Here is a 17,973-nt window from a genome sequence, read left to right as displayed (position 1 = left end):
GGGCTTTATTTTTTAGCCCTTTTATTTTTGGTGTTATGCTTTTAAATTTAATGCAAGTGCTGAAAACTACATGTTTTGTATTCTGTTTTTGTTGTTTTAATGTAAATTTTGACCGTTTGGTCCACTTTTTTCTGCTCATTTTGATTTCATGCAATCTTCTTGCTGCGCAAGCGTTTTCCAGAACATGTTATATGATCTTTTTGTCGCTTAATGCCTGTAAAACATGCATGAGCCACAAAATAATATAAAAAATCCCGCCATTAAGTTGACTTTTAGCTCCCATATCTCCAGAATGCCGCCGTTTGCCAGAAATTCGTCGGTAAGCAGATTTGCATTGATTTACGTCATCATTGTGAATTAATATGCAAATAAAGTGAGTGAATATTCTCTGGAGGGTGTTTTGATTAAGTCAGCGCTATTGGTTCTGGAAGACGGAACCCAGTTTCACGGTCGGGCCATAGGGGCAACAGGTTCGGCGGTTGGGGAAGTCGTTTTCAATACTTCAATGACCGGTTATCAAGAAATCCTCACTGATCCTTCCTATTCTCGTCAAATCGTTACTCTTACTTATCCCCATATTGGCAATGTCGGCACTAATGACGCCGATGAAGAATCTTCTCAGGTACATGCACAAGGTCTGGTGATTCGCGACCTGCCGCTGATTGCCAGCAACTTCCGTAATACCGAAGACCTCTCTTCTTACCTGAAGCGCCATAACATCGTGGCGATTGCCGATATCGATACCCGTAAGCTGACGCGTTTACTGCGCGAGAAAGGCGCACAGAATGGCTGCATTATCGCGGGCGATAACCCGGATGCGGCGCTGGCGTTAGAAAAAGCCCGCGCGTTCCCAGGTCTGAACGGCATGGATCTGGCAAAAGAAGTGACCACCGCAGAAACGTATAGCTGGACACAAGGGAGCTGGACGCTGACCGGCGGCCTGCCAGAAGCGAAGAAAGAAGACGAGCTGCCGTTCCATGTTGTGGCTTATGATTTTGGTGCCAAGCGCAACATCCTGCGCATGTTGGTGGATAGAGGCTGCCGCCTGACCATCGTTCCGGCGCAAACTTCTGCGGAAGATGTGTTGAAAATGAATCCAGACGGCATCTTCCTCTCCAACGGTCCTGGCGACCCGGCCCCGTGCGATTACGCCATTACCGCCATCCAGAAATTCCTCGAAACCGATATTCCGGTCTTCGGCATCTGCCTCGGTCATCAGCTGCTGGCGCTGGCGAGCGGTGCGAAGACTGTCAAAATGAAATTTGGTCACCACGGCGGCAACCATCCGGTTAAAGATGTGGAGAAAAACGTGGTGATGATCACCGCCCAGAACCACGGTTTTGCGGTGGATGAAGCAACATTACCTGCAAACCTGCGTGTCACGCATAAATCCCTGTTCGACGGTACGTTACAGGGCATTCATCGCACCGATAAACCGGCGTTCAGCTTCCAGGGTCACCCTGAAGCCAGCCCTGGGCCACACGACGCAGCGCCGTTGTTCGACCACTTTATCGAGTTAATTGAGCAGTACCGTAAAACCGCTAAGTAATCAGGAGTAAAAGAGCCATGCCAAAACGTACAGATATAAAAAGTATCCTGATTCTGGGTGCGGGCCCGATTGTTATCGGTCAGGCGTGTGAGTTTGACTACTCTGGCGCGCAAGCGTGTAAAGCCCTGCGTGAAGAGGGTTACCGCGTCATTCTGGTGAACTCCAACCCGGCGACCATCATGACCGACCCGGAAATGGCTGATGCGACCTACATCGAGCCGATTCACTGGGAAGTGGTACGCAAGATTATTGAAAAAGAGCGCCCGGACGCGGTGCTGCCAACGATGGGCGGTCAGACGGCGCTGAACTGTGCGCTGGAGCTGGAACGTCAGGGCGTGTTGGAAGAGTTCGGCGTCACCATGATTGGTGCCACTGCCGATGCGATTGATAAAGCAGAAGACCGCCGTCGTTTCGACGTAGCGATGAAGAAAATTGGTCTGGAAACCGCGCGTTCCGGTATCGCACACACGATGGAAGAAGCGCTGGCGGTTGCCGCTGATGTGGGCTTCCCGTGCATTATTCGCCCATCCTTTACCATGGGTGGTAGCGGTGGCGGTATCGCTTATAACCGCGAAGAGTTTGAAGAAATTTGCGCCCGCGGTCTGGATCTCTCTCCGACCAAAGAACTGCTGATTGATGAGTCGCTGATCGGCTGGAAAGAGTACGAGATGGAAGTGGTGCGTGATAAAAACGACAACTGCATCATCGTCTGCTCTATCGAAAACTTCGATGCAATGGGCATCCACACCGGTGACTCCATCACTGTCGCACCAGCCCAAACGCTGACCGACAAAGAATATCAAATCATGCGTAACGCCTCGATGGCGGTGCTGCGTGAAATCGGCGTTGAAACCGGTGGTTCCAACGTCCAGTTTGCGGTGAACCCGAAAAACGGTCGCCTGATTGTTATCGAAATGAACCCGCGCGTGTCGCGTTCTTCGGCGCTGGCGTCGAAAGCCACTGGTTTCCCGATTGCCAAAGTGGCGGCGAAACTGGCGGTGGGTTACACCCTCGACGAGCTGATGAACGACATCACCGGCGGGCGTACTCCGGCCTCCTTCGAGCCGTCCATCGACTACGTGGTCACCAAAATTCCTCGCTTCAACTTCGAGAAATTCGCCGGGGCGAACGACCGTCTGACCACTCAGATGAAATCGGTTGGCGAAGTGATGGCGATTGGTCGCACGCAGCAGGAATCCCTGCAAAAAGCGCTGCGCGGCCTGGAAGTGGGCGCGACCGGCTTCGATCCGAAAGTGAGTCTCGACGACCCGGAAGCGCTGACTAAAATCCGCCGCGAGCTGAAAGACGCTGGCGCAGAGCGTATTTGGTATATCGCCGATGCTTTCCGCGCGGGCCTGTCCGTAGACGGCGTCTTCAACCTGACCAACATTGACCGCTGGTTCCTGGTACAGATTGAAGAGCTGGTGCGTCTGGAAGAGAAAGTGGCGGAAGTGGGCATCACTGGCCTGAACGCTGACTTCCTGCGCCAGTTGAAACGCAAAGGCTTTGCCGACGCGCGTCTGGCAAAACTCGCGGGCGTGCGTGAAGCAGAAATCCGTAAGCTGCGTGACCAGTATGACCTGCACCCGGTTTACAAGCGCGTGGATACCTGTGCGGCAGAGTTCGCTACCGACACCGCTTATATGTACTCCACTTATGAAGAAGAGTGCGAATCCAACCCATCTGACCGTGAAAAAATCATGGTCCTCGGCGGCGGCCCGAACCGTATCGGTCAGGGTATCGAATTCGACTACTGTTGCGTACACGCCTCACTGGCGCTGCGCGAAGACGGTTACGAAACCATTATGGTTAACTGTAACCCGGAAACCGTCTCCACTGATTACGACACTTCCGACCGCCTCTACTTCGAGCCGGTAACTCTGGAAGACGTGCTGGAAATTGTGCGTATTGAGAAGCCGAAAGGCGTTATCGTCCAGTACGGCGGTCAGACCCCGCTGAAACTGGCGCGCGCGCTGGAAGCTGCTGGCGTACCGGTTATCGGTACCAGCCCGGATGCCATCGACCGTGCGGAAGACCGTGAACGCTTCCAGCATGCGGTTGAGCGTCTGAAACTGAAACAACCGGCGAACGCCACCGTTACCACCATCGAAATGGCGGTTGAGAAAGCGAAAGAGATTGGCTACCCGCTGGTGGTACGTCCGTCTTACGTTCTCGGCGGTCGGGCGATGGAAATCGTCTATGACGAAGCTGACCTGCGTCGCTACTTCCAGACGGCGGTTAGCGTGTCTAACGATGCGCCAGTGTTGCTGGATCATTTCCTTGATGACGCAGTAGAAGTTGACGTGGATGCCATCTGCGACGGTGAAATGGTGCTGATTGGCGGCATCATGGAGCACATCGAGCAGGCGGGCGTGCACTCCGGTGACTCCGCATGTTCTCTGCCAGCCTACACCTTAAGTCAGGAAATTCAGGATGTGATGCGCCAGCAGGTGCAGAAACTGGCCTTCGAATTGCAGGTGCGCGGCCTGATGAACGTGCAGTTTGCGGTTAAAAACAACGAAGTCTACCTGATTGAAGTTAACCCGCGTGCGGCGCGTACCGTTCCGTTCGTCTCCAAAGCCACCGGCGTACCGCTGGCGAAAGTGGCGGCGCGCGTGATGGCAGGCAAAACGCTGGCCGAGCAGGGCGTAACCAAAGAAGTTATCCCGCCGTACTACTCGGTGAAAGAAGTGGTGCTGCCGTTCAATAAATTCCCCGGCGTTGACCCGCTGTTAGGGCCAGAAATGCGCTCTACCGGGGAAGTCATGGGCGTGGGCCGCACCTTCGCTGAAGCGTTCGCCAAAGCGCAGCTGGGCAGCAACTCCACCATGAAGAAACACGGTCGTGCGCTGCTTTCCGTGCGCGAAGGCGACAAAGAACGCGTGGTGGACCTGGCGGCAAAACTGCTGAAACAGGGCTTCGAGCTGGATGCGACCCACGGCACGGCGATTGTGCTGGGCGAAGCGGGTATCAATCCGCGTCTGGTAAACAAGGTGCATGAAGGCCGTCCGCACATTCAGGACCGCATCAAGAATGGCGAATATACCTACATCATCAACACCACCTCAGGTCGTCGCGCGATTGAAGACTCCCGCGTGATTCGTCGCAGTGCGCTGCAATATAAAGTGCATTATGACACCACCCTGAACGGTGGTTTCGCTACTGCGATGGCGCTGAATGCTGATGCGACCGATAAAGTAATTTCGGTGCAGGAAATGCACGCGCAGATCAAATAATAGCGTGTCATGGCGGATATTTTTCATCCGCTAATTTGATCGAATAACTAATACGGTTCTCTGATGAGGACCGTTTTTTTTGCCCATTAAGTAAATCTTTTGGGGAATCGATATTTTTGATGACATAAGCAGGATTTAGCTCACACTTATCGACGGTGAAGTTGCATACTATCGATATATCCACAATTTTAATATGGCCTTGTTTAATTGCTTCAAAACGAGTCATAGCCAGACTTTTAATTTGTGAAACTGGAGTTCGTATGTGTGAAGGATATGTTGAAAAACCACTCTACTTGTTAATCGCCGAATGGATGATGGCTGAAAATCGGTGGGTGATAGCAAGAGAGATCTCTATTCATTTCGATATTGAACACAGCAAGGCGGTTAATACCCTGACTTATATTCTGTCGGAAGTCACAGAAATAAGCTGCGAAGTTAAGATGATCCCTAATAAGCTGGAAGGGCGGGGATGTCAGTGTCAGCGACTGGTTAAAGTGGTCGATATCGATGAGCAAATTTACGCGCGCCTGCGCAATAACAGCCGGGATAAATTAGTCGGCGTAAGAAAGACGCCGCGTATTCCTGCCGTTCCGCTCACGGAACTTAACCGCGAGCAGAAGTGGCAGATGATGTTGTCAAAGAGTATGCGTCGTTAATGTCATTTCGATGATACCGTGCGACCTGGTCGCCGGATGCGATGCTGGCGCATCTTATCCGGCTTACGGTTGCTTTCCAGCCAGGTCGGATAAGGCGTTTACGCCGCATCCGGCAAGATCACCGTTTCGGCGTCACATCCGTCGTCCCCTGCAAACGGGGGCGATTTTCCTCCATTTGCCTCAGTGGCTGCGTTTCATGTAACGATGCATGACAGCGCCCGACAAGATCCTGATACTCTTTGGTATTCAACCGTTTCCAGTGTAACTCGTCGTCACTCACGCTGCGTACAGCGCGGGCTGGCGTACCCATCAACAACTGGCGTTTCTCGCCGCGAAAGCCCGCTTTGACAAAGCTCATAGCGGCAACAATGCTCTCTTCGCCAATGACCGCGCCATCCATAATCACGCTGTTCATCCCGACCAGTGCATCGCGACCAATCACACAACCATGCAGGATCGCTCCGTGCCCGATATGACCGTTTTCCCCAACGATGGTGTCAGTGTCGCAGTAGCCATGCATAATGCAGCCATCCTGAATATTGGCTCCCGCTTGCACGATCAACCGCCCGTAGTCACCACGCAGTGAGGCGAGTGGGCCGATGTAGACACCGGCTCCCACAATCACATCGCCAATCAAGACTGCACTGGGATGGACAAACGCCGTCGGGTGAACCACCGGAATTAACCCCTCAAAGGCGTAATAGCTCACGGTTGTTAACGTCCTTTCCACACTGGATCGCGCTTCTCGGCAAACGCCAGCGGCCCTTCAATGGCATCTTCCGAATGCAGAACCGACGGATAGTGTTTCAACACGCCGCTGCGAATATAGCGATACGCTTCTTCTACCGGCATTTCGCTGGTGGTGCGGTAGATCTCTTTCAGCGCCGCAATCGCCAGCGGAGCGCTGTTAACCAGCTGCTGCGCCAGTTCGCGGGCGTTATCCATCAGTTCCGCCTGGCTAACCACGCGGTTGACTACCCCCCAACGCAGCGCCTCTTCTGCGCCCATTCGTCTGCCGGTCATCACCATTTCATTGACGATGGCAGGCGGCAGGATCTTCGGCAGACGCAGCACGCCGCCGCTGTCAGGAACGATGCCCAGTTTGGCTTCCGGCAGGGCGAAGCTGGCGTTATCGGCACAGACAATAAAATCTGCCGCCAGTGCCAGTTCAAAGCCGCCGCCAAAGGCATAGCCGTTCACAGCGGCGATAACTGGTTTGTCGAGATTGAAAATTTCGGTTAATCCCGCAAAACCACCCGGGCCAAAGTCAGCATCCGGTGCTTCGCCTTCTGCTGCCGCTTTTAAATCCCAGCCCGCGGAAAAGAATTTCTCTCCGGCACCGGTAATAATGGCGACACGTAATTGCGGATCGTCACGGAAATTTAGAAATACTTCGCCCATTTCAAAGCTGGTTTTTGCATCAATAGCATTCGCTTTTGGGCGATCAAGGGTAATTTCCAGAATTGATCCATTGCGGGTCAGATGTAATGATTCACTCATTCCTTTTCTCCATTTTTGCTTTTTCAGGGACGACAACATCTCTGCAAAAAATGCATATTGTTTTAGAGCGTGATTATTAGCTGGCAGGGTAGTTCCCTGCCGTTTCATTTATTTAAGATTCTTTCTAATTATTTTCCCCGAGCAATTACGTGGCAGATCTTTTCTGATCTCCAGATAAGAGGGCACTTTAAATTTCGCCATATTTTGTTCGCAGAAGCGGAAAAATTCCTCTTCGCTCAATGTTTCACCTTCATTCAGCACCACAAATGCTTTGATGGCTTCATCGCGTATCGAATCTTTAATACCCACAACCACGATGTCCTGAATTTTCGGGTGCGCGGCGATAATATTTTCCAGCTCCACGCAGGAGACATTCTCGCCACCGCGTTTGATCATATTGCAGCGGCGATCGACGAAATAAAAAAAGCCCTCTTCGTCGCGGTATCCGGTATCGCCGGTATGTAGCCAGCCATCGGCTTCCAGCACTTTCGCAGTGGCTTTCGGGTTGAGAAAATACTCTTTGAAGATGGTTTTCCCTGGTACGCCTTTAATACAGATTTCACCGAGCTCACCAGCCGGGAGGGGACGATTGTGATCGTCGCGGATCTCCGCTTCGTAGCAAAAGCCCGCCCGACCAATCGACGGCCAGCGTCGTTTATCGCCAGGGCGATCGCCGATAATGCCCACAATGGTTTCCGTCATCCCATAAGACGTCAGCAAGCGAACGCTGAAGCGTTCACAAAACGCGTCTTTTTCCTGCTCCGACAGGTTGAGATAAAACATCACTTCCCGCAGGCAGTGTTGCCGATCGTTGGCTGAAGGCGGCTGGACCATCAACGTACGAATCATCATCGGAATACATTCGGTAATGGTGGCGCGGTACTTCTGCACCTGTCCCCAGAAGGCGCGGGCGCTGTATTTCTCGACCAGCACAAAGGTGGCCCCGGCAGAAAACGCCGCCATCGCCGCAGTACACTGGCAGTCAATATGAAACGCAGGCATTACCGTCAGGTAGACGTCATCGTCACGCAGTGCACATTGCCAGGCGGAGTAATATCCAGCGAAGCGCAGGTTGTAATGGGTAATCACCACACCTTTCGGTCGGGAGGTGGTGCCGGAGGTGAAGAGAATTTCCGCCGTATCGTCAGTCGATAGCGGCGGTGCATAGCACAAGGTGGCAGGTTGTTGATTTTTCAGTTGAGTAAACGAACTCACGCCATCATCAGCGGGAAGTGCCATATCTATCAGGCAAATGTGCCGCAACTGAGAGGCATCTTCCTGCTGAATCTGTTGATACATAGGATAAAATTGCGCACTGGTCACCAGCAGGCACGCCTGGCTATTTTGCAGGATCCACGCGCTTTCCTCGCGTAACAGGCGGGCGTTAATCGGCACCATAATCGCGCCAATTTTTGCCAGCCCGAACCAGCAAAAGATAAATTCCGGGCAGTTGTCGAGATGTAGAGCAACCTTGTCGCCTTTGCGAATCCCCAGCGTATAAAACAGGTTTGCCGTGCGGTTAATCTCCTGATTTAACTCAAGATAACTATACCGGTTAACGACTCCGCTGCTGGATTCACAAATCAGCGCCGTTTTATGACCGTAAACGTCCGCCAGATCGTCCCACATTTGACGTAGATGTTGTCCGCCAATGATATCCATTGCACCTCTATCCATTGTTGTTCGTTTGTTATTGGGCGGGCGCTAGTCAGGCAAGCCGACTGACGTCACGCGTTTAGTCCTCAACTTTGGCCAGACCTTTGCTGACCAACTCCTGAATGTCGTTTTCGCTGTAGCCGATATTTTTCAAAATGGCAGCCGTGTCCATGCCATGTGAGGGCATTCCGCGCCAGATTTTTCCGGGGTTATTTTTGAATTTCGGCATGATATTCGGCCCCTTGCAGGTGCGACCATCCATCGTTTGCCACTGAGTGATTGATTCGCGAGCCACATACTGTGGATTGCTTTCCAGTTCCGGTACGGTCAGTACTTTGGCACAGGCGATATTCAGTTCGGCAAAGCGTTCTTTAACTTCTGCGATGGTATGTGCAGCCAGCCAGGCATCGAGTTTCTCTTCTACCAGTGGGCCGTAAGGGCATTCGATACGGTGGATAAGCTGAGTGCCTTCCGGGATTTCCGACGTACCGAGCAGATGTGCGAGGCCAATATCTTTAAAGCACTCTTCAATTTGAGTAATGCCCACCAGTTCCATCACGATGTAGCCGTCGGCGCATTTGTATAGACCGCAACCGGCGTAGTAGGGATCTTTACCTTTGGTCATGCGCGGGCACATTTCGCCGCCGTTGAAGTAATCCATCATGAAGTACTGGCCCATACGCAGCATCACTTCATACATGGCGATGTCGATACTTTCGCCTTTACCGGTTTCACGCACTTTATGCAGTGCTGCCAGCGCCGCCGTGGTGGCGGTCAGACCAGAAAAGTAATCGGCGGTATACGGGAAGGCAGGCATTGGCTGGTCAACATCACCGTTCTGAATCAGGTAACCACTGAAGGCCTGGGCGATGGTGTTATAGGCCGGAAGATTGGTGTACTCCTCGGTGCCGTACTGACCAAAACCGGACAGGTGAGCGATAACCAGTTTCGGGTTGTGCTGCCACAGGACTTCATCGGTAATGCCACGACGGGCAAAGGCCGGACCTTTGCTGGCTTCGATGAAGATATCGGTGGTTTCCATTAATTTCAGAAACGCTTCGCGGCCTTCATCTTTGAAAATATTTAACGACAGCGCGTGCAAATTGCGGCGGGAGAGCTGCGGGTAGTTCGGTTGAACGCGAATGGTGTCGGCCCAGGCGACGTTCTCGATCCAAATAACTTCCGCGCCCCATTCTGCGAACATTTGCCCGGCGAACGGCCCGGCGATTTCGATACCGGAGAAGACAACGCGCAATCCGGCCAGCGGCCCGAATTTCGGCATGGGTAGATGATCCATTATTAGCTCCTGAAAAATTTATGTAGCGCATGACTGCCGGATGCGGCGTAAACGCTTTATCCGGCCTACATTCGTGCTCCCGTAGGTCTGATAAGACGCGTCAGCGTCGCATCAGGCAGCGCACGGACTTAGCGGTATTGCTTCAGCACCGCGCGACCCAGCGTCAGGATCTGCATTTCGTCAGATCCCCCGGAGACGCGGTCTACACGCAGATCACGCCAGAAGCGGCTGATGCGGTGGTTGCCCGCAATCCCGACACCGCCCAGCACCTGCATTGCGCTATCCACCACTTCAAATGCCGCATTGGCGCAGAAGTATTTGCACATCGCTGCATCGCCAGAGGTGATGGTGCCGTTGTCTGCTTTCCACGCTGCTTCATACAGCATGTTTTTCATGGAGTTTAATTTGATCGCCATGTGGGCGAATTTTTCCTGAATCAACTGGAAACGACCAATAGCCTCGCCAAACTGCACGCGCTGGTTGGCGTAGCGCGCCGCATCTTCAAAGGCGCACATCGCCGTACCGTAGTTGGTCAGGGCTACCAGGAAACGTTCATGGTCGAACTCTTCTTTGACGCGGTTAAAGCCGTTACCTTCCCGACCGAACATGTCTTTCTCGTCCAGTTCCACATCGTCAAAGGTGATTTCACAGCAGCTATCCATACGCAGACCGAGCTTTTCAAGTTTGGTCACTTTGATGCCCGGTTTGCTCATATCAACAAACCATTCGGTGTAGACAGGTTTGTCCGGAGAAGCCCCGTCGCGCGCCATCACCACGATGTACGGGGTGTAGGCGCTGCTGGTAATAAAACACTTACTACCATTAAGATAAATCTTACCATTTCTACGGGTATAAGTCGTTTTCAGGCTACCCACGTCGGAGCCCGCGCCCGGTTCGGTAATCGCTGAGTTCCACATCTGCTTACCGGTGCCGCGGAAAGCCATAATTTTGTCGATCTGCTCTTGTGTGCCTTCGCGCAGGAAGGTGTTGAACCCGCCCGGCAACTGGTACAGTACATAGGTTGGTGCCCCCAGACGTCCCAGCTCCATCCACACGGCGGCGAGAGTAACAAACCCCGCGTCCAGACCACCGTGCTCTTCAGGGAGCAGCAGACTGTCGATACCCATATCCGCCAGTGCTTTGACAAAACGTTCCGGGTAGACGCTGTCACGGTCGCACTCGGCAAAATAGGCCTCCCAGTTTTCGCTGGCCATAAGTTCGCGGATACCGGCGACAAACAGTTCCTGCTCATCATTTAAATTAAAATCCATCTTTCAACCTCTTGATATTTTGGGGGTTAATTAATCTTTCCAGTTCTGTTTCGCGTCTTTAATAAAGGAGAGCGTCACCATAATGTTGACGAAGAACAGCGGGCATCCTCCGGCGATAATGGCGGTTTGAATCGGTTTCAGGCCGCCGAGCGCCAGCAGAACAATACCGATAATGCCAACCAGAATTGACCAGCCGATACGCACCAGCAGCGGTGGTTCTTCACCATCGCGTACTTCGCGGCAAGTGGACATCGCCAGGGTATAAGAGCAGGCGTTAACCAGCGTAACGGTGGCAATAAAGCAGAGGATGAAGAAGCCCCACATGGTGGCGGTGCTGAGTGGCAGAGCGGCCCAGGTTTCAATGATGGCGCGCGCCACACCGTACTGTTCGATCAGATTTGGAATGTTGATGATGTTTTTATCCATCAACAGCAGAGTGTTACTACCGAGTACAGTCCACAGGATCCAGGTTGACGCTGTCAGCCCCAGCACCATGCCGAAGCACAGTTCACGCACGGTACGACCACGGGAGATGCGGGCGAGGAAGATACTCATCTGGATAGCGTAAATCACCCACCATGCCCAGTAGAACACGGTCCAGCCCTGCGGGAAGCCGCCTTTAGCGATGGGATCGGTATAGAACAACATGCGCGGCAGATACATCAGCAACATCCCCACCGAATCGGTGAAGTAGTTCATGATGAAGCTGGCACCGCTGACAATGAACACCCAACCCAGCATCAGGAAGCTCAGGTAACTACGCACGTCACTGGCGATACGTACCCCTTTTTGCAGACCGCAAGCGACGCAAATGGCGTTGAGGATAATCCAGCAGGTAATGATGATAGCGTCCAGTTGCAGGGTATGCGGAATGCCAAACAACCATTGCATACACTCGGTCACCAGCGGCGTGGCAAGGCCCAGACTGGTGCCCATCGCGAAGATCAAGGCGACGAGATAGAAGTTGTCGACGATAGTGCCGAACAACCCTTTGGCGTGTTTTTCACCTACCAGCGGCACTAGTGTCGAGCTGGGGCGAATCACTTCCATTTTGCGGACAAAGAAGAAGTAAGCGAAGGCGACTGAAAGGAAGCTGTAAGTGGCCCACGGCAGAGGTCCCCAGTGGAACAAGCTGTAAGCCAGCCCCAACTCTTTCGCCCCTGTCGAGTTCGGTTCTAAGCCAAACGGCGGGGTGGAGATGTAGTAGTAGATCTCAATCGATCCCCAGAACAGTACGGCAGCAGACGTACAGGAGGCGAACATCATAAAGATCCAACTGGCGGTACTAAATTCAGGTGGTTCGTTACCTAAACGCTTTTTGGCATACGGGCCAAACACCAGCCAGAACCAACCGAAAAGCATCACTACCATATACCATTCAAATGCCCATCCCCATACATTGGTGACGTAACTGAATACAGCATTAATAACGACATTCGCTGCATCCAGATCTCTGACTGTAAGCCAACAAAGTATGCCGACGATTATTAACGGCGGAAAGAAAACCTTCGGTTCTATTCCCGTTTTTCTCTTTTCATTCTTCATGAGTTAATTCCACTGTGAAAACGAATATTTATTTTGCGTTCCCGTTTGTTTTATTTTTGTTAACATTTAATATAATTATTATTAACCTCGTGGACGCGTTAATGGCTAACTCATAATGGGTATTCAATTGGCTGCGTTCTGTGATGTTAGTCACAGTTTTTTATCGGGTAAAAACAGGGCGTCTTTGTGTAAATATTCATTGTTTATCAATGTGATGAGTTTGATTGTGAGTGAAAAAATAGCATCTGACTTTCAATATTGGTGATCCATAAAGCAATATTGAAAATTTCTTTTTGCTACGCCGTGTTTTCAATATTGGTGAGGGACTTAACAATATTGAAAGTTGGATTTATCTGCGTGTGACATTTTCAATATTGGTGATTAAAGTTTTATTTCCAAATTAAAGGGCGTGATATCTGTAATTAACACCACCGATATGAACGACGTTTCCTTCATGATTTCTGGAGATGCAATGAAGATTATTACTTGCTATAAGTGCGTGCCTGATGAACAGGATATTGCGGTCAATAATGCTGATGGTTCGTTAGACTTCAGTAAAGCCGATGCCAAAATAAGCCAATACGATCTCAACGCTATTGAAGCGGCTTGCCAGCTAAAGCAACAGGCAGCAGAGGCGCAGGTGACGGCCCTAAGTGTGGGCGGTAAAGCCCTGACCAACGCCAAAGGGCGTAAAGATGTGCTATCGCGCGGTCCGGATGAACTGATTGTGGTGATTGATGACCAGTTCGAGCAGGCACTGCCGCAACAAACGGCGAGCGTACTTGCTGCAGCCGCCCAGAAAGCAGGCTTTGATTTGATCCTCTGTGGCGATGGTTCTTCCGACCTTTATGCCCAGCAGGTTGGTTTGCTGGTAGGCGAAATCCTCAATATTCCGGCAGTTAACGGCGTCAGCAAAATTATCTCCCTGACGGCAGATACCCTCACCGTTGAGCGCGAACTGGAAGATGAAACAGAAACCTTAAGCATTCCGCTGCCTGCGGTTGTTGCTGTTTCCACTGATATCAACTCCCCACAAATTCCTTCGATGAAAGCCATTCTCGGCGCGGCGAAAAAGCCAGTCCAGGTATGGTCGGCGGCGGATATCGGTTTTAACGCAGAGGCAGCCTGGTCAGAACAACAGGTTGCCGCGCCGAAACAGCGCGAGCGTCAGCGCATCGTGATTGAAGGCGACGGCGAAGAACAGATCGCCGCATTTGCTGAAAATCTTCGCAAAGTCATTTAATTACAGGGGATGCTATGAACACGTTTTCTCAAGTCTGGGTATTCAGCGATACCCCTTCTCGTCTGCCGGAACTGATGAACGGTGCGCAGGCTTTAGCTAATCAAATCAATGCCTTTGTCCTCAATGATGCCGACGGCGCACAGGCAATCCAGCTAGGCGCTAATCATGTCTGGAAATTAAACGGCAAACCGGACGATCGGATGGTCGAAGATTACGCCGGTGTCATGGCGGACACTATTCGCCAGCACGGCGCAGACGGTCTGGTGCTGTTGCCGAATACCCGTCGCGGCAAATTACTGGCGGCAAAACTGGGTTATCGCCTTAAAGCGGCGGTGTCTAACGATGCCAGCACCGTCAGCGTACAGGACGGGAAAGCGACAGTGAAACACATGGTTTACGGCGGTCTGGCGATTGGCGAAGAACGCATTGCCACGCCGTATGCGGTACTGACCATCAGCAGCGGCACGTTTGATGCGGCTCAGCCAGACGCGTCACGCACTGGCGAAACGCACACCGTGGAGTGGCAGGCTCCGGCTGTGGCGATTACCCGCACGGCAACCCAGGCGCGCCAGAGCAACAGCGTCGATCTCGACAAAGCCCGTCTGGTGGTCAGCGTCGGTCGCGGCATTGGCAGCAAAGAGAACATTGCGCTGGCAGAACAGCTTTGTAAGGCGATAGGTGCGGAGTTGGCCTGTTCTCGTCCGGTGGCGGAAAACGAAAAATGGATGGAGCACGAACGCTATGTCGGTATCTCCAACCTGATGCTGAAACCTGAACTGTACCTGGCGGTGGGGATCTCCGGGCAGATCCAGCACATGGTTGGTGCTAATGCATCGCAAACCATTTTCGCCATCAATAAAGATAAAAATGCGCCGATCTTCCAGTACGCGGATTACGGCATTGTTGGCGACGCCGTGAAGATCCTTCCGGCTCTGACCGCAGCTTTAGCGCGTTGATCCACTCTGGCAGGGCTGCATTTCGGCCCTGCCGCTGACAGGGAGCTCTTATGTCCGAAGATATCTTTGACGCCATCATCGTCGGTGCAGGGCTTGCCGGTTCGGTTGCCGCACTGGTGCTCGCCCGCGAAGGGGCGCAAGTGTTAGTTATCGAGCGTGGCAATTCCGCAGGTGCCAAGAACGTCACCGGCGGGCGTCTCTATGCCCACAGTCTGGAACACATTATTCCAGGTTTCGCCGAATCCGCCCCCGTAGAACGCCTGATCACCCATGAAAAACTCGCGTTTATGACGGAAAAGTCAGCGATGACTATGGATTACTGCAACGGTGACGAAACCTCGCCATCCCAGCGTTCTTACTCCGTTTTGCGCAGTAAATTTGATGCCTGGTTGATGGAGCAGGCCGAAGAAGCGGGCGCGCAGTTAATTACCGGGATTCGCGTCGATAACCTCGTACAGCGTGATGGCAAAGTTGTCGGCGTAGAAGCCGATGGCGATGTAATTGAAGCGAAAACGGTGATCCTTGCTGACGGGGTGAATTCCATCCTTGCCGAAAAGCTGGGGATGGCAAAACGCGTCAAACCGACGGATGTGGCGGTTGGCGTGAAGGAACTGATCGAGTTACCGAAGTCGGTTATTGAAGACCGTTTTCAATTGCAGGGTAATCAGGGCGCGGCTTGCCTGTTTGCGGGATCACCCACCAATGGCCTGATGGGCGGCGGCTTTCTTTATACCAATGAAAACACTCTGTCGCTGGGGTTGGTTTGTGGTCTGCATCATCTGCATGACGCGAAAAAATCGGTGCCGCAAATGCTGGAAGATTTCAAACAACATCCGGCCGTTGCACCGCTGATCGCAGGCGGCAAGCTGGTGGAATATTCCGCTCACGTAGTGCCGGAAGCAGGCATCAACATGCTGCCGGAGTTGGTTGGTGACGGCGTATTGATTGCCGGTGATGCCGCCGGAATGTGTATGAACCTCGGTTTTACCATTCGCGGTATGGATCTGGCGATTGCCGCCGGGGAAGCCGCAGCAAAAACCGTGCTTTCAGCGATGAAAAGCGACGATTTCAGTAAGCAAAAACTGGCGGAATATCGTCAGCATCTTGAGAGTGGCCCGCTGCGCGATATGCGTATGTACCAGAAACTACCGGCGTTCCTTGATAACCCACGCATGTTTAGCGGCTACCCGGAACTGGCGGTGGGCGTGGCGCGTGACCTGTTCACCATTGACGGCAGTGCGCCGGAACTGATGCGCAAGAAAATCCTCCGCCACGGCAAGAAAGTGGGCTTCATCAATCTGATCAAGGATGGCATGAAAGGAGTGACCGTTTTATGACTTCTCCCGTCAATGTGGACGTCAAACTGGGCGTCAATAAATTCAATGTCGATGAAGAGCATCCGCACATTGTTGTGAAGGCCGATGCCGATAAACAGGCGCTGGAGCTGCTGGTGAAAGCGTGCCCCGCAGGTCTGTACAAGAAGCAGGATGACGGCAGTGTGCGCTTCGATTACGCCGGATGTCTGGAGTGCGGCACCTGTCGCATTCTGGGGCTGGGGTCGGCGCTGGAACAGTGGGAATACCCGCGCGGCACCTTTGGTGTGGAGTTCCGTTACGGCTGATGTTGGTTTGATACGTAACGCCGTACTGACTCTCATTGCAAAAAAACAGGAATAACCCATGCAACCGTCCAGAAACTTTGACGATCTTAAATTTTCCTCTATTCACCGCCGCATTTTGCTGTGGGGAAGCGGTGGTCCGTTTCTGGATGGTTATGTACTGGTAATGATTGGCGTGGCGCTGGAGCAACTGACTCCGGCGCTGAAGCTGGACGCTGACTGGATTGGCTTGCTGGGCGCGGGAACGCTCGCCGGGCTGTTCGTTGGCACATCGCTGTTTGGTTATATCTCCGATAAAGTCGGACGGCGCAAAATGTTCCTCATTGATATCATCGCCATCGGCGTGATATCGGTGGCGACGATGTTTGTCTCATCCCCCGTCGAACTGTTGGTGATGCGGGTACTCATCGGTATTGTCATCGGTGCAGATTATCCCATCGCCACTTCGATGATCACCGAGTTCTCCAGTACCCGTCAGCGGGCGTTTTCCATCAGCTTTATTGCCGCCATGTGGTATGTCGGTGCGACCTGCGCCGATCTGGTCGGCTACTGGCTTTATGATGTGGAAGGCGGCTGGCGCTGGATGCTGGGTAGCGCGGCGATCCCTTGTTTGTTGATTTTGATTGGTCGATTCGAACTGCCTGAATCTCCCCGCTGGTTGTTACGCAAAGGGCGAGTAAAAGAGTGCGAAGAGATGATGAGCAAACTGTTTGGCGAACCGGTGGCTTTCGATGAAGAGCAGCCGCAGCAAACCCGTTTTCGCGATCTGTTTAATCGCCGCCATTTTCCTTTTGTTCTGTTTGTTGCCGCCATCTGGACCTGCCAGGTGATCCCAATGTTCGCCATTTACACCTTTGGCCCGCAAATCGTTGGTTTGTTGGGATTGGGTGTTGGCAAAAACGCGGCACTGGGGAACGTGGTGATTAGCCTGTTCTTTATGCTTGGCTGTATTCCGCCGATGCTGTGGTTAAACACTGCCGGACGGCGTCCATTGTTGATTGGCAGCTTTGCCATGATGACGCTGGCGCTGGCGGTTTTGGGGCTGATCCCGGATATGGGGATCTGGCTGGTAGTGATGGCCTTTGCGGTGTATGCCTTTTTCTCTGGCGGGCCAGGTAATTTGCAGTGGCTCTATCCTAATGAACTCTTCCCGACAGATATCCGCGCCTCTGCCGTGGGCGTGATTATGTCCTTAAGTCGTATTGGCACTATTGTTTCGACCTGGGCACTGCCGATCTTTATCAACAATTACGGTATCAGTAACACGATGCTAATGGGGGCGGGTATCTCGCTGTTTGGCTTGTTGATTTCCGTAGCGTTTGCCCCGGAGACTCGAGGGATGTCACTGGCGCAGACCAGCAATATGACCATCCGCGGGCAGAGAATGGGGTAATTTGTTCAGATTTCTCTCTTTTCTGAATCAATATTATTGACTATAAGCCGCGT

Annotated in this window: 14 protein-coding genes; 8 read left to right on the top strand and 6 right to left on the bottom strand. The window is 52.5% G+C overall.

Annotated features, from left to right (window positions below; genetic code table 11):
* Positions 1-400: 400 nt before the first annotated feature.
* From carA to caiF, 3 genes are all read left to right on the top strand, one after another.
* Complete coding sequence (carA, locus tag ACJHYD_RS06610) at positions 401-1,549, top strand: glutamine-hydrolyzing carbamoyl-phosphate synthase small subunit (protein ID WP_001445800.1); 1,149 nt, start codon at positions 401-403, stop codon at positions 1,547-1,549.
* Positions 1,550-1,566: 17 nt separating this feature from the next.
* The gene (gene carB, locus ACJHYD_RS06605) at positions 1,567-4,785 is read left to right on the top strand and encodes a carbamoyl-phosphate synthase large subunit (RefSeq protein WP_001550582.1); all 3,219 of its coding nucleotides are present in this window, start codon (positions 1,567-1,569) and stop codon (positions 4,783-4,785) included.
* A 260-nt stretch (positions 4,786-5,045) separates the two neighbouring features.
* Positions 5,046-5,441 carry a carnitine metabolism transcriptional regulator CaiF gene (caiF, locus tag ACJHYD_RS06600; RefSeq protein ID WP_000333124.1) on the top strand — a complete coding sequence of 132 codons (396 nt, stop codon included), beginning with the start codon at positions 5,046-5,048 and terminating at the stop codon, positions 5,439-5,441.
* 118 nt (positions 5,442-5,559) lie between these two features.
* On the opposite strand, the gene caiE is transcribed toward caiF, so the two are convergent.
* The 6 genes from caiE to caiT form a co-directional block, all read right to left on the bottom strand.
* Complete coding sequence (caiE, locus tag ACJHYD_RS06595) at positions 5,560-6,150, bottom strand: carnitine operon protein CaiE (protein ID WP_000122882.1); 591 nt, start codon at positions 6,148-6,150, stop codon at positions 5,560-5,562.
* Between the two features lie 5 nt (positions 6,151-6,155).
* Positions 6,156-6,941 carry a crotonobetainyl-CoA hydratase gene (gene caiD / locus ACJHYD_RS06590; RefSeq protein ID WP_000004399.1) on the bottom strand — a complete coding sequence of 262 codons (786 nt, stop codon included), beginning with the start codon at positions 6,939-6,941 and terminating at the stop codon, positions 6,156-6,158.
* A gap of 108 nt (positions 6,942-7,049) precedes the next feature.
* Positions 7,050-8,603, bottom strand: coding sequence for a crotonobetaine/carnitine-CoA ligase (gene caiC / locus ACJHYD_RS06585; protein WP_001309938.1), 1,554 nt, complete (start codon positions 8,601-8,603; stop codon positions 7,050-7,052).
* 73 nt (positions 8,604-8,676) lie between these two features.
* The gene (gene caiB, locus ACJHYD_RS06580) at positions 8,677-9,894 is read right to left on the bottom strand and encodes an L-carnitine CoA-transferase (RefSeq protein ID WP_000349954.1); all 1,218 of its coding nucleotides are present in this window, start codon (positions 9,892-9,894) and stop codon (positions 8,677-8,679) included.
* Positions 9,895-10,022: 128 nt separating this feature from the next.
* On the bottom strand, positions 10,023-11,165 hold the full coding sequence (gene caiA, locus ACJHYD_RS06575; protein WP_000347137.1) for a crotonobetainyl-CoA dehydrogenase: 1,143 nt from the start codon (positions 11,163-11,165) through the stop codon (positions 10,023-10,025).
* Positions 11,166-11,195: 30 nt separating this feature from the next.
* A complete protein-coding gene (caiT, locus tag ACJHYD_RS06570; protein ID WP_000787109.1) occupies positions 11,196-12,710 on the bottom strand; it encodes an L-carnitine/gamma-butyrobetaine antiporter in 1,515 nt (504 codons plus the stop codon).
* A 472-nt stretch (positions 12,711-13,182) separates the two neighbouring features.
* On the opposite strand from caiT, the gene ACJHYD_RS06565 reads away from it, so the two are divergent.
* Genes ACJHYD_RS06565 through ACJHYD_RS06545 form a run of 5 tightly spaced genes read left to right on the top strand, consistent with a single transcriptional unit; the run spans position 13,183 to position 17,920 of the window.
* On the top strand, positions 13,183-13,953 hold the full coding sequence (locus ACJHYD_RS06565) for an electron transfer flavoprotein FixA (protein ID WP_000692217.1): 771 nt from the start codon (positions 13,183-13,185) through the stop codon (positions 13,951-13,953).
* A gap of 14 nt (positions 13,954-13,967) precedes the next feature.
* Positions 13,968-14,909: an electron transfer flavoprotein subunit alpha/FixB family protein gene (locus ACJHYD_RS06560; protein ID WP_001550584.1), complete on the top strand. Its 942-nt coding sequence runs from the start codon at positions 13,968-13,970 to the stop codon at positions 14,907-14,909.
* Positions 14,910-14,959: 50 nt separating this feature from the next.
* A complete protein-coding gene (locus ACJHYD_RS06555) occupies positions 14,960-16,246 on the top strand; it encodes an FAD-dependent oxidoreductase (RefSeq protein WP_001287746.1) in 1,287 nt (428 codons plus the stop codon).
* Positions 16,243-16,530 carry a ferredoxin-like protein FixX gene (fixX, locus tag ACJHYD_RS06550; protein ID WP_000203741.1) on the top strand — a complete coding sequence of 96 codons (288 nt, stop codon included), beginning with the start codon at positions 16,243-16,245 and terminating at the stop codon, positions 16,528-16,530. Before ACJHYD_RS06555 ends, fixX begins: the two co-directional genes overlap by 4 nt.
* Before the next feature lie 58 nt (positions 16,531-16,588).
* Entirely contained in the window at positions 16,589-17,920 is a 1,332-nt protein-coding gene (locus ACJHYD_RS06545; RefSeq protein WP_001550585.1) for an MFS transporter, read from the top strand.
* Positions 17,921-17,973: the final 53 nt, after the last annotated feature.

The organism is Escherichia sp. WS1368 (assembly GCF_046487485.1).
Lineage (GTDB): Bacteria > Pseudomonadota > Gammaproteobacteria > Enterobacterales > Enterobacteriaceae > Escherichia > Escherichia coli.
This window is presented reverse-complemented; position numbering and strand designations above follow the sequence as displayed.

Coding starts and splice junctions, on each gene's coding strand:
- carB (WP_001550582.1), top strand. CDS start 1,567: ATGCCAAAACGTACAGATATAAAAAGTATCCTGATTCTGGGTGCGGGC.
- caiF (WP_000333124.1), top strand. CDS start 5,046: ATGTGTGAAGGATATGTTGAAAAACCACTCTACTTGTTAATCGCCGAA.
- caiD (WP_000004399.1), bottom strand. CDS start 6,941: ATGAGTGAATCATTACATCTGACCCGCAATGGATCAATTCTGGAAATT.
- caiC (WP_001309938.1), bottom strand. CDS start 8,603: ATGGATATCATTGGCGGACAACATCTACGTCAAATGTGGGACGATCTG.
- caiB (WP_000349954.1), bottom strand. CDS start 9,894: ATGGATCATCTACCCATGCCGAAATTCGGGCCGCTGGCCGGATTGCGC.
- caiA (WP_000347137.1), bottom strand. CDS start 11,165: ATGGATTTTAATTTAAATGATGAGCAGGAACTGTTTGTCGCCGGTATC.
- caiT (WP_000787109.1), bottom strand. CDS start 12,710: ATGAAGAATGAAAAGAGAAAAACGGGAATAGAACCGAAGGTTTTCTTT.
- ACJHYD_RS06565 (WP_000692217.1), top strand. CDS start 13,183: ATGAAGATTATTACTTGCTATAAGTGCGTGCCTGATGAACAGGATATT.
- ACJHYD_RS06560 (WP_001550584.1), top strand. CDS start 13,968: ATGAACACGTTTTCTCAAGTCTGGGTATTCAGCGATACCCCTTCTCGT.
- ACJHYD_RS06555 (WP_001287746.1), top strand. CDS start 14,960: ATGTCCGAAGATATCTTTGACGCCATCATCGTCGGTGCAGGGCTTGCC.
- fixX (WP_000203741.1), top strand. CDS start 16,243: ATGACTTCTCCCGTCAATGTGGACGTCAAACTGGGCGTCAATAAATTC.
- ACJHYD_RS06545 (WP_001550585.1), top strand. CDS start 16,589: ATGCAACCGTCCAGAAACTTTGACGATCTTAAATTTTCCTCTATTCAC.